The sequence below is a fragment of the Agrobacterium sp. BT-220-3 genome, assembly GCF_025910175.1.
GTDB lineage: Bacteria > Pseudomonadota > Alphaproteobacteria > Rhizobiales > Rhizobiaceae > Agrobacterium > Agrobacterium oryzihabitans.
The window spans coordinates 1-16,090 of the sequence record NZ_JAPAIX010000007.1; the positions used below are offsets into that span (position 1 = coordinate 1).

The 16,090-nt window shown below is 55.4% G+C and carries 12 protein-coding genes and 6 pseudogenes; 6 read left to right on the forward strand and 12 right to left on the reverse strand.

What is annotated here, in order from left to right; all coding sequences use genetic code 11:
* Positions 1-97: 97 nt before the first annotated feature.
* Positions 98-661, reverse strand: coding sequence for a hypothetical protein (locus OK142_RS17675; protein ID WP_498684263.1), 564 nt, complete (start codon positions 659-661; stop codon positions 98-100).
* 84 nt (positions 662-745) lie between these two features.
* A pseudogene (locus tag OK142_RS17680) lies at positions 746-940 on the reverse strand (HNH endonuclease); the annotation flags it as partial.
* A gap of 87 nt (positions 941-1,027) precedes the next feature.
* Between OK142_RS17680 and OK142_RS17685 the strand changes: the two are divergent.
* Both OK142_RS17685 and OK142_RS17690 read left to right on the forward strand, forming a co-directional pair.
* Entirely contained in the window at positions 1,028-1,819 is a 792-nt protein-coding gene (locus OK142_RS17685; protein ID WP_498684264.1) for a helix-turn-helix domain-containing protein, read from the forward strand.
* On the forward strand, positions 1,794-3,332 hold the full coding sequence (locus OK142_RS17690; RefSeq protein WP_498684266.1) for a GNAT family N-acetyltransferase: 1,539 nt from the start codon (positions 1,794-1,796) through the stop codon (positions 3,330-3,332). Before OK142_RS17685 ends, OK142_RS17690 begins: the two co-directional genes overlap by 26 nt.
* A 75-nt stretch (positions 3,333-3,407) precedes the next feature.
* Here OK142_RS17690 and OK142_RS17695 read toward each other — a convergent pair whose 3' ends face one another.
* Entirely contained in the window at positions 3,408-4,943 is a 1,536-nt protein-coding gene (locus OK142_RS17695) for a hypothetical protein (RefSeq protein WP_498684267.1), read from the reverse strand.
* An 815-nt stretch (positions 4,944-5,758) separates the two neighbouring features.
* On the opposite strand from OK142_RS17695, the pseudogene OK142_RS17700 reads away from it, so the two are divergent.
* Positions 5,759-6,010, forward strand: a pseudogene (locus OK142_RS17700) (RHE_PE00001 family protein); the annotation flags it as partial.
* A 204-nt stretch (positions 6,011-6,214) separates the two neighbouring features.
* Here the strand turns inward: OK142_RS17700 and OK142_RS17705 are convergent.
* The 9 genes and pseudogenes from OK142_RS17705 to OK142_RS17745 form a co-directional block, all read right to left on the reverse strand.
* Positions 6,215-7,391, reverse strand: a pseudogene (locus OK142_RS17705) (acetyl-CoA C-acetyltransferase).
* A 27-nt stretch (positions 7,392-7,418) separates the two neighbouring features.
* Positions 7,419-8,105 (reverse strand): hypothetical protein, encoded by a 687-nt coding sequence (locus OK142_RS17710; RefSeq protein WP_216331595.1) that lies wholly within the window; start codon positions 8,103-8,105, stop codon positions 7,419-7,421.
* Positions 8,106-8,119: 14 nt separating this feature from the next.
* Positions 8,120-9,271, reverse strand: a complete 1,152-nt coding sequence (locus tag OK142_RS17715) for an MFS transporter (RefSeq protein WP_498684270.1) — start codon at positions 9,269-9,271, stop codon at positions 8,120-8,122.
* Positions 9,272-9,362: 91 nt separating this feature from the next.
* On the reverse strand, positions 9,363-9,737 hold the full coding sequence (locus OK142_RS17720; protein ID WP_498684272.1) for a MerR family transcriptional regulator: 375 nt from the start codon (positions 9,735-9,737) through the stop codon (positions 9,363-9,365).
* 94 nt (positions 9,738-9,831) lie between these two features.
* Positions 9,832-10,347: a DUF2165 family protein gene (locus tag OK142_RS17725; RefSeq protein WP_301183737.1), complete on the reverse strand. Its 516-nt coding sequence runs from the start codon at positions 10,345-10,347 to the stop codon at positions 9,832-9,834.
* A complete protein-coding gene (locus tag OK142_RS17730) occupies positions 10,344-11,036 on the reverse strand; it encodes an HAD family hydrolase (protein ID WP_498684273.1) in 693 nt (230 codons plus the stop codon). Before OK142_RS17730 ends, OK142_RS17725 begins: the two co-directional genes overlap by 4 nt.
* Before the next feature lie 5 nt (positions 11,037-11,041).
* Positions 11,042-11,806 (reverse strand): AfsA-related hotdog domain-containing protein, encoded by a 765-nt coding sequence (locus tag OK142_RS17735; RefSeq protein ID WP_216331600.1) that lies wholly within the window; start codon positions 11,804-11,806, stop codon positions 11,042-11,044.
* 271 nt (positions 11,807-12,077) lie between these two features.
* Positions 12,078-12,278, reverse strand: a pseudogene (locus OK142_RS17740) (recombinase family protein); the annotation flags it as partial.
* Positions 12,279-12,815 (reverse strand): MarR family winged helix-turn-helix transcriptional regulator, encoded by a 537-nt coding sequence (locus OK142_RS17745; RefSeq protein ID WP_498684275.1) that lies wholly within the window; start codon positions 12,813-12,815, stop codon positions 12,279-12,281.
* Between the two features lie 162 nt (positions 12,816-12,977).
* Between OK142_RS17745 and OK142_RS17750 the strand changes: the two are divergent.
* From OK142_RS17750 to OK142_RS17760, 3 genes and pseudogenes are all read left to right on the forward strand, one after another.
* Positions 12,978-14,103, forward strand: a pseudogene (locus OK142_RS17750) (IS3 family transposase).
* Between the two features lie 33 nt (positions 14,104-14,136).
* Positions 14,137-15,264: pseudogene (locus tag OK142_RS17755) on the forward strand (hydantoinase B/oxoprolinase family protein); the annotation flags it as partial.
* 8 nt (positions 15,265-15,272) lie between these two features.
* Complete coding sequence (locus OK142_RS17760; protein WP_216331607.1) at positions 15,273-16,079, forward strand: SDR family oxidoreductase; 807 nt, start codon at positions 15,273-15,275, stop codon at positions 16,077-16,079.
* The last annotated feature ends 11 nt before the right edge of the window (positions 16,080-16,090 follow it).

The following is a 16,090-nucleotide window of genomic DNA, read 5'->3' on the forward strand; positions in this document are numbered from 1 at the left end:
GCAGACGCCGGATCAGGCTTACTTCAACGCGCTGGCACCAATGATGGTGGCAGCATAATCGAGGCGGAAATCCACTTAACAAAAAGCCCGAAACTGTTCAGACAAACCGAGCCACCTCTGGGCTCACGCCGTCTTGCTCATTCAGATAGGTCTCGTAGGACTGTATCTCAGGGTTGCCCATATCGATCGCAAACTCTTCGCCAAATATTGCCATGACAAAAAACAGCAAATTCTTCTGTGTGTAGACGAAGTCATATTCGTGCAGTATCTCAAACACTTCGGTCCCATCGCAAAACCGCTGATCGAAGCGATGGAGGCTGCGGCGGTGGAATTGCCACTCTTTAGGCTTCTCCCCAACGCGGACAAATCCTCTCAAAGCTTCTAATCCCTCGTTAGAAACTAGTTCCTCCCGCCATCCGTCGACGTGCATAACTCTTAGCGCGAAAGCTTCGATCGCAACTTTTCCAATGAAGCGGGACATCATGTGACGATCGACTTCTGATTTGTGTGGGACGGGCACTCGCAAGGTGCCTTGGTTTTCCGCAAGCAAGGAATGTTCGAGTTCACTGGCACGGCTCATGTCTTTTGGCTCAATGAAAATCCCGGCGTCATCCATCCAGATGTTTATTGGTATTTTCGAATTGGATATGTGGCCGCTCATCGGTGGAATACGCCCCCGCTTGTTCGGGACCGCCATCATGCTACGCAGATGACGAAAGTAGTCAGTCTCAAGCAGTGGACCTTCAATTTTCCGAGCGAAGTAGTTATTACAGCGGTCGCATACGATTCCAGGTGGCAGTGTATGCTCAGTGTTACCCAATGATTCGGGGATAATGTGCTCAACCGAGCGCGAGTGCGTCGCATCCCCACGACAAAAAATGCATTGCTTGAAGTTCGCTACCCCAGAAAACAGCGTGAAGTTCGCAGAAGTGTAATCTATTTCCCCGTGTCATGATACGCAACCAGAATATTCCTTGCGGGGAATGTCTCTTCGCGATAGCAACTCTACAACACGGAGTAGCATGGCATGGGCAAACTGGCAGGAAAAGTTATCGAAGCTTCAGCGGCAACCGAGCCGCGCGACGAGCACGCGGCAGGTGTCGATCTGCGCCGGCTTCGACTTCTGTCTGGAATGACTCAAGCAGAAATGGCGTCCCGCATGAATGTCCAGCAAGCAGCAATTTCAAAGCTTGAAAAAGGTGGCGAAGTTCATTTGTCGACGGTCAAACGCTATGTGGAGGCACTCGGTGCTTCGTTGCGCGTAGACGCGGTCTTTCCTGCCGACGCTCGCCTCGTTCTGCGCGTAAAAGAGACTTTCGACATTGAGTACGGTAACGACGATCAGCTCGTCTTTCCGCTTTTGGCCGATGAGCCGTTTCGTCCGCAACGAGATGTAGTGCTTTCCATTCGCCCACAATATTCGGAAAAAATTATGGAAGGACGCAAAACCGTCGAGCTTCGCCGACGGTTTCCTGTTTCAGCGCCTGGCGGAACCGTGGCCTATATCTATTCGACCTCGCCAGTTAGAGCGATGGTCGGAATTGCGGAGATTAAGGATGTGCTGAAACTGCCCGTGCAGCAAATCTGGTCCGAATTTGAAGACACCGCATTTATCGAGAGAAACGATTTCGATAGCTATTTTCACGGTTTAGAGTTTGGCTTCGCTCTCCTCTTCGAAGAAATCAAACCGTTCTTCCGCCCCATCCCACTGACGGAGCTGCGTGAGAAATTCGGTTTTGAGCCACCACAGTCATTTTTGTACGCTAGCCGCGATCTGCGAAAGGCCCTGAGAGATGAGGCAACAGTCGTATCTCATTGATACGAACATTCTGATCGGTCTGGAAGATTACCGCGCTGTAGAAGCCGCATACGCTAACTTCTCAAGCCTCGCTGCGGCGCATAAGATCGCGGTTTTCGTCCACGAGGCCGCTCGCGACGATATTGCCCGCGACAAAAACGCGGAACGTCGCCGAATCTCCCTTAGCAAGATCTCAAAATATCAAGTCTTGGGGAAGCAGCGGGGTCTCAGCCGAGATAATCTTGAAGCTGAGTTCGGAGCTCTGAAGCGGCCAAATGATGTAGTCGATGCGACTCTTCTCCACGCATTGAAAAGCGACGTGGTTGACTTTCTCGTCACGCAGGACAAGGGGCTTCACGAGCGGGCATTCAAGCATTCGGCTGAGCTTGGCCGGCGTATCCTGTTTGTTGGCGATGCGGTTGATCTTCTTACGCAAACATACGAGCCGAAACAGGTTCCTATCAGGCATGTCGCCGAGGTCGAGGCTCATACGATCAATCACAAAGACAACTTTTTCGACAGCCTCCGCGTGGGATATCCGGAGTTCGATGATTGGTGGCGTGAGAAATGCGTTCGCCAGCGCCGACCTTGTTGGGTCGTTTATGATGACGACGAACTGGCTGGCCTGATTGTCCGAAAAGATGAGAAGGCCACCGACACAGATGCGGTGACGAAAGCCAACAAAATTTTGAAAGTGTGCACCTTCAAGGTAGCGCCCGACAAGCGCGGTGTTAAGCTCGGTGAGCTGCTCTTAAAGCAGGTCCTGTGGTATGCGCAGCGCAACGGCTACGACTTGGCGTATCTGACAACATATGAAGACCAGGCGGCGTTGATGAACCTCTTGGAATTCTATGGCTTTATCCATTCCGCTACGAAAGAGAACGGGGAATTCATCTATGAACGGGCATTTTCGTCCGCAAAGCTAGTTGATGATCCGTCCATGTCGGTTTTCGAAGTCGCCAGGAGAAATTACCCCCGCTTCCTTGTGACTGCTCAAGTTCGCGGCTTCGGAATTCCTATCAAGGAAGACTATCACGACACCTTATATCCTGATCTATGGAGGCCTAGGCAGCCGGACCTCTTCGTCGGTGCTTCTCGGGCCGACCGTCCGACGCGGCCAGGGAACACGATCCGGAAAGTCTACCTGTGCCGAGCACCATCAAACCTCGGCGACGCGGGCTCCCTGTTGTTCTTCTACAAAGGCGCCTCAAGGGAACGTCCTTCGCAAGCCATGACGACGCTAGGAATTTTGGAGAGCGTCACATTAGCAAGCTCTACCAGAGAATTGATGCAATTGACGGGCGGTCGATCCGTTTACAGTGAGCAGCAACTTGAGCAATGGCAGGCGACGACGGCCAGGCCTGTAAAAGTCATCAACTATCTTTTAGCCGCCTATATAGATCCCGTGGTCGGGCTGGATGAACTACGAGATTTGGGTGTTGTGAACGGTAACCCACAACAGTCGATCTATGAAATTCCATCTGACATCCTCCCGCGGCTTCTCAATCGTGCCAATTTGGAGTTTGATGTCTGAAGCAGCGTACGGTTCCGCCGTTGGTATCTCTGGGCGCGAAATTGATCTCTCTAAGATTCTTTGCCTCCAGATTGGTCAATCTCGATATGTCCAGTCGGTGGTTCCAGCAACCTGCTCGAAAACGCTGCCGACGCCGCCGGCTGTTGGATCGGCCCGCTGGAGCCACTCGTCCGCCCATGCGATCCACTCTTCAATACTGCGACCATCGATTTCGGCGGTGGGCGTGACGTTCATTGATCGCAGCACCACCAGGAAATCGCGCACGGCCGCGAGTTCGTGCCAGTCCTGAGCTAACTCCCGGAAGTGTCGCCAGCGGTTAGCGTCGCGCTTCCGACGCCGCTGTTCTTCATAGCGGCGCTGCTCGGCAAGTTGGCGCTCGCGCTCCGACGCCTCTCGATCCTTACGCTGTTGAACGAGCAATGGTCCGGCTGCGACGAAGGTTGCCAAGAAGTCCGGCAGCATGCCCTCCATTGGCTGTTTTTCAGATTCGAGCCATTGCCGCGGCAGAGCATTCGGCCACTGCCAGGTTTTGATCTCTAAAACGAGCCAACCTGTCGGTACCAAATCCTTTTTCCAGTCTTTGTCGCCGGGGGACTTCCATCGCTTTTCGTTATCGGTCAGAGGCCGACGTTCCTGCTTTTGCTTTTCGCGAAGCTGAAACTCCACCTTTTCGCCTAGAACCTCGGCAAACAGGACGCCTCGCTCTCCCTGCTTAACCTTTCCTCCTTGGCGCTCAATCGCCTTGAAGAGCGCATCCAGAATGCGATGTTTGCGGTGGTCCGTCTCGGAGAAATCACCAGGGTCATAAAGATTGCGCCTCCATGGATCGCGCTCGCTCCGGGCTTGACGCTTCTTCTGTTCGTGCTCTGTCAGCCATGAAGCGATAACTGCGTGGGGCCTCAGAAGGCGTTCTGGCACCACGAGGGCGGCTTCACTTGCACGGACTTTGTCCGCTTGCTGCTTGACCTCCGGCGGCAGTTCGATGGAAGGCGGCGGCAACGGTGTCGGGCGAATGGTAATGGAATGCACGCTGGTCGATTTTGGCAACGGCGTCTGTTTGGGTGCTTTGCTCACAGCATGTTTCGCCCAATATCCGCGTGGCGGATACGGGATATCCTCTCGATCGCAGATTTTGGCAAGACCATTGCCGCTGATCCCATAGTCCTCGGCCAAGCGCGACATTGGCGTCGTCCACACTGCGCCGTAGAGTTCTGCTCTTGTCATCGTCGTGGGCTGTGTCGGTCGTGGCTTTAGCGCGACTTGCACCGGATCTTTAGTAGGGGGCGCAAGAACCTGTTGTGTATCCACGGAAACGGAAACTGCATCTGGGCTCGCTTTGACGTGTTTCTGTTTGCGCTTAACGCTCGGCTTTTCGGTATCCAGCACCAGCGGCTCGACACATCCAGTTGGTGCTGGCGGCAAAGGTGGTTGCTCGACGGGCTTTCCGAACTCCTTCCGCATCCAATGTCCTGACGGTGGCGTTGGAATATCGGCGCGTCGCAGCAATGTGCTGAGATTGCCTGTCGTGGTCGCGAGTTCGACAACTAGGTGCGAAATCGGCTTCGACCAAACGCGGTCATAAAGCTCTTGGCGGGTAAAGCAGTGTTCCATGGCAAATTGAGTTATCGAGAAAAAGAGCTGAGTGATGTTAATTAGAACAAAAAAAGAACAAATAGCAACCCCAGTGTGCCAAAATTTACTATGCGATCCTACGCTATTCGAGCTTTTTCACTTCCTAATATCGCCGTTTCTGCGCAATTTCAGATGAGGCTATATCACGCTCATTACGCTGCCAGTTCAGGTATTTCTCGCTCGACCAATCGCAGGAACCGGATGTTGCGTGCCCCCCAGTCACTGATTAATTATTTTATCAGACGGCTACTTGGATCGAATGTCGGTATCGGTGGCGGTGAGCCCCCGCAACCATTCCCTGCGCTACACTATCCCACGACAGCCTAAAACTATGATCCAGTACGCTAAACAGCTACGATCATCGACCCTAAATCCCCGACATAAAACACAAATTCCGAAAGTAACAGGTGCAAAGCAGGGGCGCACGTTCGCGCGGATCTTGCGGCGTGCCCGAGGGATATATGATGTGGCGGCAGTTTAATGTCGCGACTCTGACAAGCCGAAAGCGCCAACGCGGAATGCATATCTTTCCGATGACGCACACGCCCTCGCGAGAACGAGCATTGTCACGCAGTATAATAATGAAATAGCGCTGTAGAGTATTTATTTCCCTAATCACTGAAATATCGGCATACGCTGTGTATTGCCGTGCGTTGTATATTTATGAAGTAAAATATAGAAATTTTCTAACCATAGACAACCTATGCTTATCGATGGTTATAAGTCCAACCCTTAACCGTACCATGTGAGAAACTCAAATATTTATATTGAGTTCGTTTAGCAAATTGTTTGCCATAAAATCAATGGCTTACGATGTTTCGAAAATCAGCATGAAAGCCTCGTTGGAGCCGGCATTTCGGGCCGGTGTCGAACTTGCGCGTCTGGACGAGCGCATGGCCCGATCGCATGTCGGGCCAGGATGGACCGAGCGCTCTCATTTCACCGACGCCTGCGCCTCGCTGTGGATCGACGGCGAACTCGTCCACTTGGAAGACCTCGTCCTCCACGGCGCTACGACGGATATTCGCACACCCACCCACGAGCTGAGATGTATTTCGCAACGGCATCTTCGGTGAGGGGATCATGCATAAAACACTTCTTCAATTTTTTCTACACGGGTTTAGTTGATGGATATTTTGGCATTCCACTAATCAAGTTTATTGGTTTCAGCACCGACCCTCGAGCGATCCCGTGGATGCGCGTGCCACGGCGACGAGATGCCGCTTTTCAATTGTGTTGGGATGGCAACATCAACCGCGCTCGACACACATCGCGACACCCATTCCACCGCCTATGCAAAGCGTGGCCAGCCCCTTTTTCGCGCCCCGGCGCTTCATTTCGTATATCAACGTATTGAAAATACGTGCGCCGGATGCGCCGACCGGATGTCCGATGGCGATGGCGCCACCATTGACGTTCACAATCTCAGGATTCCACGACATGTCGCTATTGACCGCGCAGGCTTGTGCGGCGAAGGCTTCGTTGGCCTCCACAAGATCAAGGTCAGACACTGACCAGCCTGCCTGTTTTAGGGCCTTGCGCGCAGCCGGGATTGGGCCTGTTCCCATAATTTGCGGGTCAACGCCCGCGGTCGCCCACGATACGATCCGCACCAGCGGTGTCGCGCCTCGCCGTACAGCCTCTTCTTCGCTCATCAGCACAACTGCGGCCGCCCCATCATTGATTCCCGATGCGTTGCCGGCTGTTATGGTGCCGTCCTTATCGAAGGCGGGACGTAGCTTCTGCAATCCGTCGAACGTTGTATCGCGGCGAATATACTCATCGTCTTCCACCACCGTGTCGCCCTTGCGGCCCTTCACGATTATTGGGACGATCTCTTCCTTAAAGCGGCCGGCTTTCTGTGCTGCCGCGGCCTTGTTCTGTGAGGCCACCGCGTATTTGTCCTGGGTCTCTCGCGTCACATTCCACTGACGTGCCACATTCTCTGCGGTGGTGCCCATGTGGTAACCGAAGAAGGCGTCGGTGAGACCATCCTTGATCATGGTGTCGATCATCTTGAAGTCGCCCATTTTGACGCCGCCGCGCAAATACGCGCAGTGGGGAGCCACGGACATGGATTCCTGTCCACCCGCTACCACGGATCCGGGCATCGCCATTCTTGATCTGTTGCAGGCCAAGCGCGATGGCACGAAGGCCAGAGCCGCATAGCTGGTTAAGTCCCCAAGCCGTGGTCTCGGCCGGGCAACCCGCGGCCATCGAGGCTTGACGTGCCGGGTTTTGTCCCTGTCCGGCCGTGAGGATCTGGCCAAGGATCACTTCGTCCACCTCCGCACCCTCGACATGCGCTCGAGCCAAAGCTTCTCGGATAGCGACTGCGCCCAATTCATGCGCAGCAAGGCTCGCAAAGGCTCCGTTGAACGCTCCTACCGGCGTTCGGGCGGCACCCACAACAACGATTGCACCCATCTCCAGTATTCCTTTCTTCTGTGTCTGTTAGGAAGGACGAACCTTGTGTCCCTGCTCGACCAACCAGGAATCATGCAGCCATTTTTCGGTCTTGCGGTGGCCCGGAAATGTCACCCAGACAATATCGCGCTCGAAGACCATGACCTTGCGGTCGGCTCCGACGATCACCCACATCCAGCGACCATCGGCACCGTTGCGCATCTTCACTTTCATACCGGTGAGAGTGAAGTTTTCGGTGCGACCGTTGCGCGTGGCGCGCAGCGGTTCGTCATGCGGTTCGATCCAGCTGATTTTCATTCCCGGCAGCAGGTCCGGCGCAGCGGTTCGCAGAAAATCCATAGCGATCTTCTGGGTGTCTTCCCGCGATGGCAATCGGCCGCCGACCAGATCAAGGTCCATGCGGGTGAAGCCTTTCAGGCGGCCATCGTCTGCAACGATGACGCTGAAGTGCTCACCTCCAAGGTCGGCGTTACGCCGATCAGCCCTTTCGTAGCGGACAAGCTGTGCGCCTTCGCCGTCTACCGTCACGCGTCGTTGTGCGATTTCGGCGTAACCGGGTGGCATGATCTTGGCGACGGTGGTATCGGCAGATTCGATCACGGGACTTGCGGCGGTCACGGCATTTCCTTTCTTCGTATCCGCCAGGGAGGTGGCGGCGCTACCGGCAATGACACCGAGGACTGTTGCGGCTATCGCTGACAGGGTACGGAGCATAACAATCACCTCTTTCAGTGCTGAGTTGCGTTTTGTGGACGGCGGTTCGTGGCTGTAATGCCGATCACGGCTGCGAGCAGAAGTCCGGCAGGCAGGAACCAAAGTGGCAACAAGCCGAAACCCACGAGCGATTGCGTGATGGGCGGTGCGAAGCTCGCACCGAGGAACAGGCAGAAGCTGTAGATGGCGAGCGCCAGCCCGCGGTTAACGTTCGTGGCACGCCCCGCGACCGTGGCGATCAGTCCCGGCACGGCCAGAGCCACGCCGCCCGACAGGAACACCGACGCAACAGTCAATGCCACCGCTCCGCCAACTGCGGCAACTGCCAGGGCTAACGCTGCGATGATCAAACCCAAACGTGCCGTCAGCGTGGGGCCGAAGCGTCGCGTCGTCGGAGCAGCCGCGAAAGCCAGAAGCAGGGGAGGTAACCCGACCAGGCGGAGTGTCTGAAGGTCAATACCGGCCCCGCCGCCAAGCGCTTGAGCGCCAGCATGAAACACGACAAAGCCGAACAACACCGTAATCGCCGCCGCCCATCCCGACACAACGAGAGGATCGCGGAGTAACTGCATCAATCGGGATTTCGGGTTCCTCGTTTGCACTGCTTGGGCATTGCCACCGCTCTTTGCGGCAAAGAACAATCCAACGGCACCGATCAAGTAGAGAGGGCTTAGCTCAAACATGATTATTGGCAAACCGCCACTCGACCGCGCGGCGAAGAATTGTGCAAGGGGTGCCGCGCCGAGGAAGGCGAAACTCATCAGCGAGACACCCAGGGGCCGATGTTGCGGCGGCAGTTCTTCGGCTACCAACGACAGTGCGGCTGGTGGAAATGTTGAGGCGGCAAAGCCCTGAATAGCGCGGGCGCTCAATAATATGGCGAAATTCGGCGCCAACCCTACCAGAAACGTTGCCAGGGCCGTTGCGATAAGACCCACCAGAATAACTCTCTTGCGCCCATAGCGATCGGATAGCGGACCAAAGATCAGAAAACCGGCCGCATAAGCGAATCCGAAGGCCGAGCCGGACAAGACAGCGTTCGCTGGTGTTATACCGAACCGGCCCGTGATATCGGCTACAAGCGGTATCGTCACATAGAGCTGGCCGACGACCAGAAAGCCACATGACATCAGGAGCATGAGAAGGCTGGCGTGTCGGACTGTCATAACTTTAACTCCGGTTGAGGTTGTTTATGCAAAATATCAACTTAACGTCAGGTGTAGATTTAAGTGCCGGCTATTCTCGCCATTGACTTGATTAGGCACGGGCCTGCGCTATCAACATCTTCATCCGGTCGATATTCGCTTCAAGATCGGTTTTGAACGAGTTGAGTTCTACGAGTTGAGCGTTCGTTTTCGTCAGTTGTCCTTCGAGAATTTCCAGAACTTTTGTTTTTCCACGAATACCGGTCCCGTCTGAGAAATACAGGTCAATGACACTGGCGATCTCATCGAGACTGAGGCCAAGGCTTTTCAGAACTGCGATTTTTTCCAGGCGTTTGACTGCCGTCTCATCGTAATAGCGATAGCCGGCTCCTTCCCGCTCGGTGGGGGCCAAAAGTCCTATCCGTTCGTAATAGTGGATCGTGCGATGACTGACATTTGCGCGCGCAGCCAGTTCGCCAATCTGCATCTTATAGGGCAATATCCGGTCCTTCGTAATGTGCTATCTACACCTGACTGAAGCTTTAACTCCTTTGCCGGTTTCGCTCAATGGTTCAAATCGCTTATTCGGGCCGTGGCTGTTCCAGCAGCCGGTTGGCAACATATCCTGTAGACAGAATACTGATGATCAACAGTGTCATGTGAACCTGCTGAATTGGTCCCTGTTTGATCCAGTATCCGAACCAGAAGCCACCGACCATGAACGCGAACCACAACGCCATAAAGCTACTCAGTGCCATTACCGCAGTCGCTCTTGCTGCCTCGATCGGTTCTTGAGCTTTGCGAATTGTTGCGATAGTCAACTGCAGCGCTGCCTTCCAAAGATAGATCGCGATTGCAGCTTGAACCGTGACGATACCCCAAAGCAGCGCGGTTGCCACCCCAGGTATCGCCCAGGCTCGCCAGAGAAGGCCGCTTCCCAAGCCGGCGGGTTCGTTTTCAAGAAGGCGCATTTCAAGCATCGCCCCAAGAAAGAACCTGTTTGTTAACGGATCCGTCGCGTTGTTAATGACAGCAACGGTCATCCAGCTTGCAATACCGAGCATGAGTATGCTTTTCGAAATGAGAACCGGATTCACGCTGCAGCCCCCGCGGTTGAAAACTCACTTGTCGATAGTACCGGCCACCCAAGACCGCGGGCATGGTCCCCAAGAGCTCCCTCTTCGCCAACGGCCACTGGATGTCCGACGAGATTGAGGAGTGGCAAATCGGAAATATGATCGCCGTAGGCAAAGCAGTTTCGAAGCTCTGCCTTCAGTTGCGCAGCCAATGTCGATGCTGCTTGCGCTTTGCCCTCGCCAATCATGACTGGAAGAACGATCTCGCCGGTATATCGCCCGTTCAATTCTTTCAATCTGGTCGCCAGAGTGTAGTCGGCGCCGATGAGGGACGTTAGGGGTTGGAGAATATCTATCCCCGAACCTGAAACGAGCGCGATCCGGTGGCCAGACTGTTGATGTGCCCGAAGCCGTTTCACTGTGACCGTGATTAAAAACTCGCGGTCGGCCCCGCAGGCTTCATCCAGCCAGTGACGTGCCGCACTTTTGACGTCTTCAGCGCCAAGGCCCCGATAAGACATCCAGTACAGGCGATTGATTTCCGAACGGTCCACACCGTGCGCACTTAACTTGTATAAGCGATCGATGGTCTCTTCCGTGTCCTTGGCCAGACCGTGCTGGCCAAGGAATCGCAGGAATGAGAACATGCTCTTGGTGCGGATCAAGGTTTCGTCCACATCGAAGAAAGCTATGATCGGTGAGGTCTCCATGACATTCATCCAACGAGCGCTTGTGGGTACAGGGCTTCTTCGACGGTGGCAGCGTAGGCTGCGACCGCCGCTTTGCCCTTGGCAATCTCTTTTGGCTTCAGCATTCCTGGTTCGAAAAGAGTATAAGCGACATTAAGTTCGGTGGTCACTGAACCGTTCTGCCAAACGCTCAAAGCTGATGAAATCCCGATTCTGTCCGGTCGTGTATCGTCGAGGTTTACCAGGCGATACTCAATCTGCGCCGGCAAGGCGAAGGTGAAGTTGACGAATTTGGCCGCGATTTGATTGAAAACCACGTAGGATTTCCGGGGTTCGCCGCCCATGTAGGCGAGTTCGCTCACGGCAATGAACATCTGCCGGCAAGCTTCGACCAAGACCATCCCTTGCACATGCTGACCAGTCACATGATCGAGCAAAAGCTCGTTTTGGGCGGACAAGATAAGGTGAGAGCGGTAGTGGTCGGTTCCAATCAGAAGTGGCGTTGAAATCAGGGTGTTTTCAGGTCGATGTTTATGGGTGAGCTTGGAGGTTGCCGGTTTGGGACGATCGTTTCCTGTCCAAAAGACAAGGGATTTCGTCGCATCATTAAGATGGGCAGTAGCTTCAAAAGATATTAATTCATTTTCACTGAGGCCTTGCCCCTGAATGAAGACGTCATCGGCAGCGTGAGTGCGGGATTTCAGCATTTCGCAGGCATTGGAGAATGACAAAGCTCCACAATTATTAGAGAAATCTGAAAATTGATCTGGCACGACAATAAATATAGTCATTTTAGCCCCAATATAGGATGAATGCTTAAATTAACTCACTTCCTTATCCTCCCGTGGCAATAGAGTATTAAATTCAACCTAACGTCAAGTGTAGATTTGTTGCGTCATCCGATTTTTTCACATCGAAGAAATTTGCACAGCTTCAGCGTCGAAAGCGCAAGAATTGCCGTAGCGATGCAGATCAATTCGACAAGCCAGCGGTGCCGACCGACGCTGGAAGCGGAGAGGGCGTCGGAGGGCAACGTCGATATGTGCCAACGTGTCATCGCGGCGTCAGGGCGAATTTCCGGCCGCGTTTGCGGCCGCGCGCCTTTGCGGTGGCGTGTCCGGCCATGGTGCGTTCCCGGATCAGACCCCGCTCAAACTTGGCCAAGGTGGCGAAAATCCCGAACACCATGCGGCCAAATGCGGTCGTGGTGTCGATTTGAGCCCCCTTTCCGGTCAGCACACGCAGGCCGATATTGCGATCCGATTAATGCCGCATTCCGCGTTGGTTGCCGTCGATCGCTTCGACCTGTCGCTCTACCGGACAATCCGGCCCGCAGGCTGCCTCATCGCATAGTCGACACATATGGTCAGACTGGTCTCTGTTGACCGTAAGATTGATGAGCATTTCCGACACCAGACCGTGCAAGGCCGACTCCTGATCGGCTGAAAGCGTGCCGAGAGCGCGCTCTAGGGTGCCAGCGCGGGCCTCCATCAACTTAATTCGAAGGGCTTCACCTGTCGGTGTGAGGCGACAAAGCACTTCCCGTTTGTCGCGCCCGGCGCGTTTTGTGACTAGGCCGCTTGTAACAAGCGTATCAACAGTGCGAACCATTACGGAATGGCTCAGACCCGCTATAACAGCGATCTGTCGTATCGACGACTCAGGGTAGTGGCCAAGGGCAACCAAGGCTGCACAACCGGCGGTTCCGAGTCCGCTCGCTTCTTGCGCAGCATCCAATTGGGCATCAGCGAGAGCTAGTGCCAAGGCCCCGATCAAGTTCGTCAGTTGCGCGTTCTTCATGTTATATATATGTGTTCTGAATACATTTAAATTCGGTCACCTAATTCTATTCGAAAGTTTCCCCCGTTGATAGGCAAGATGAGGAGATTGTTTCATGAACGAATGAATAGCCCCTAGATTTGTGGACGCCCTCTTCCCTTTTTTTGAGGCAAGGAGGCCATGATGGGATCTGGCAATTTCAGTGACGAGTTCAAGCGCGATGCTGTCGCGCAGATTACCGAGCGGGGCTATCCGGTTGCGGAGGTGTCGCAGCGGCTGGGCGTGAGCCAACACTCGCTCTACGCGTGGAAGAAGAAGTTCTCGAAGCCATCAGGAAGCGATGGGGATCAGGCGGCAGAGATACGTCGTCTGAAGACGGAGTTGGCGCGCGTCACCCAGGAACGCGACATCTTAAAAAAAGCCACCGCGTATTTCGCCAAGGATGCAAAGTGAGATACGCGTTTGTTGCCAAGCATCGCCAGCAGTTCACGGTGCGGGCGATGTGCCGCTGCCTGCGTATCCGGCCCAGTGGCTTCTATGCCTGGCGAAGAACCCGCTGAGCAAACGGGCTCGGGAAGATGTCCGTCAGACCGAGCTTCTCAGCAAAGCCTGGAAGGAAAGCGGCAGGGTCTACGACTATCGCAAGCTGCATGATGACCTCCTCGATCAGGGAGAGACCAGTTGCGCCAACCGCATCGCTCGTCTCGCGAGAATGGCCGGGATCAAGGCGCAGATCGGCTACAAGCGTCGGCCCGGCTCCTACGGCGGCAAGCCGTCGGTCGTGGTCGACAACACCCTTGCCCGGCAGTTCGATGTCGATGCGCCGGACAGGGCGTGGGTGACAGACATCACCTACATCCGGACCCAGGAGGGCTTTGCCTATCTGGCCGTGGTGATCGACCTGTTTTCGCGCCGCGTCATCGGCTGGTCGCTGCAGAGCAGGCAGACCACCGATGTCGTGCTGCAGGCGTTGCTCATGGCGGTGTGGCGTCGAAAGCCGAAGAGCAGGGTTCTGGTCCATTCCGATCAGGGCTCGCAGTTCACCAGCATGGACTGGGCGGCGTTCTTGAAGCACCACAATCTTGAACACTCGATGAGCCGTCGCGGCAACTGTCATGACAATGCCGTGGCGGAGAGCTTCTTCAATCTCCTCAAACGCGAGAGAATACGGCGCAGGACATACCGGACACGCGAGGAGGCGAGGAAGGACGTGTTCGACTACATCGAGATGTTCTACAACCCCAAGCGTAAGCACGTCAGGAACGGGATGCTGTCACCCGTCGAGTTCGAACGACAGCAGGAAATGTAACCCGAGGGCGTCCACAAATCTAGGGGCTATTCAGTACGCGGCGATCTGGAATCGATGATCGCCGCCAACAATGTCATGGGCCGCGAACTGGTGAAATTCCTCGACGAATACGGGCTGGACGATGTCGACGGACTTGCCGACGCCATCCACACCCGTTCCGAGGCGCAGACCCGCAAGGCCATCCGCGAATGGCCGAATGGCGCCTATTCCGCCGAGGTCTTGCTCGATGGCTACGATGTCGACGTCAAACTGAAAGCCTCTGTCATCGTCAGGGATGATTCCATCCATGTGGATTATACCGGCACGTCGGATCAGGTGCTGCACTCGATCAACTGCCGCACCAACTACCGTTACGCCCATTCGGTCTACGCATTGAAATGCCTGCTCGATGCGGAAACCCCCAATAATGAGGGCTGCATCGTTCCGATTACTGACGAAGCGCCGCTCGGCTGCATTCTCAATCCGCAGGAATGGACGGCGGGCAATTCGCGCAACCTGATCGGTCACGTTATCCCCTCGCTGATCTTCAAGGCGCTTGAAGGCATCGTGCCGGAAAAGGTGCTGGGCGATAGCGGCGGAGCGCCGATCTGGGCGGCCAATTGCGTCGGCCAGCGCAACGACGGAACGCAATATGCCTCCGTGCAGAATTTCCATGGCGGGCAGGGCGCGCGCGCCGAATTCGACGGGCTGGATACGCTGAGCTTCCCGTCCAACTGCAAGGTCACGGCCGTTGAAATGTTCGAGGTCGCCGTTCCGGTCCTGACGGAACGCAAGGAATTGATCGCCGATTCCGGCGGTGCCGGCAAACATCGCGGCGGCCTTGGCCAGCGTGTCGTTCTGCGCAATCTCGGCAAGAACCCGATGAACATCTACCTCGCATCGGAACGCGTGCGCCACCCCTGCTTCGGCGTAGTGGAAGGCCAGAGCGGATCAGCCGGCAAGGTGATGAAGCAAGGAAAATCGCATTTCCCGAAGGGCAAGGTGGTTCTTCAGACGGGCGAACGTCTCGAAGTGCAGACGCCGGGCGGTGGCGGTTGGGGTCGTGCTGCCGAACGCTCGCGCGAATTGATCGAGCAGGATATTTCCGAAGGCCTGGTAACCTCGAAGGCGGCAAAGGAAATCTTCGGCTATTCTGGCGCTATTGCTGCCGCAGCCGAATAGGAGACGACATGGGACTGCTAAAGGGAAAGATTGCGCTGGTAACCGGCGCCGGCTCGGGCATCGGCCGCGAAACCGCAATCCTGCTTGCAAAGGAAGGAGCGACGGTCGTGCTAACCGGCCGCCGCCTCGATCCGCTGCGGGAAGTCGCGGAACTGATCGAAAAGAAGAAGGGCAAGGCCATCGCCCGCACGCTCGACATTGCCTCGCGCGAGGCGATCTTCGACACGGTCAAATCGATCCGGGAGGCCGTCGGTCCCATTGATATCCTCGTGAACAATGCCGGTTCCGCCAGCAAGGTGCTCAACGCCCGCTTCATCAGTGAGGAAGAGTGGAACGCCACCCTCAACGTCAATCTGACTGCGGTGTTCAACCTGACACAGGCCGTGTTGCCGGAGATGATCGAAAAAGGTGAGGGGACCATCATCACCGTCTCCTCGCTCGCCGCGCTCAATCCCAACCTGCTGGGCGGCGTGGCCTATGGCGCGGCGAAGGCGGGCGTGAAGAATTTCATGACCTTCCTGCACAATACCTATCGCAACCAGGGTATCCGGGCGACGACCATACTGCCGGGTGAGACCGACACGCCGATCATGAACAACCGCGCGCGTCCGCCATTAAAGGAAGAACGCGCCGTGATGATGGACCCGCATGACGTGGCCCGCGCCATCGTGCTTTGCGCCAGCCTGAGTGACAGCGCGGTCATTCCGGAACTGCACATCTGCCCGACCCATATGCGCGACACCTCGAAAGACATAGAGATCGCGCGCTGGGTAGGGGCGCCGGACGACACGCCGGATATGCTGAAAAAGAAGTAAGGGAGAGACTT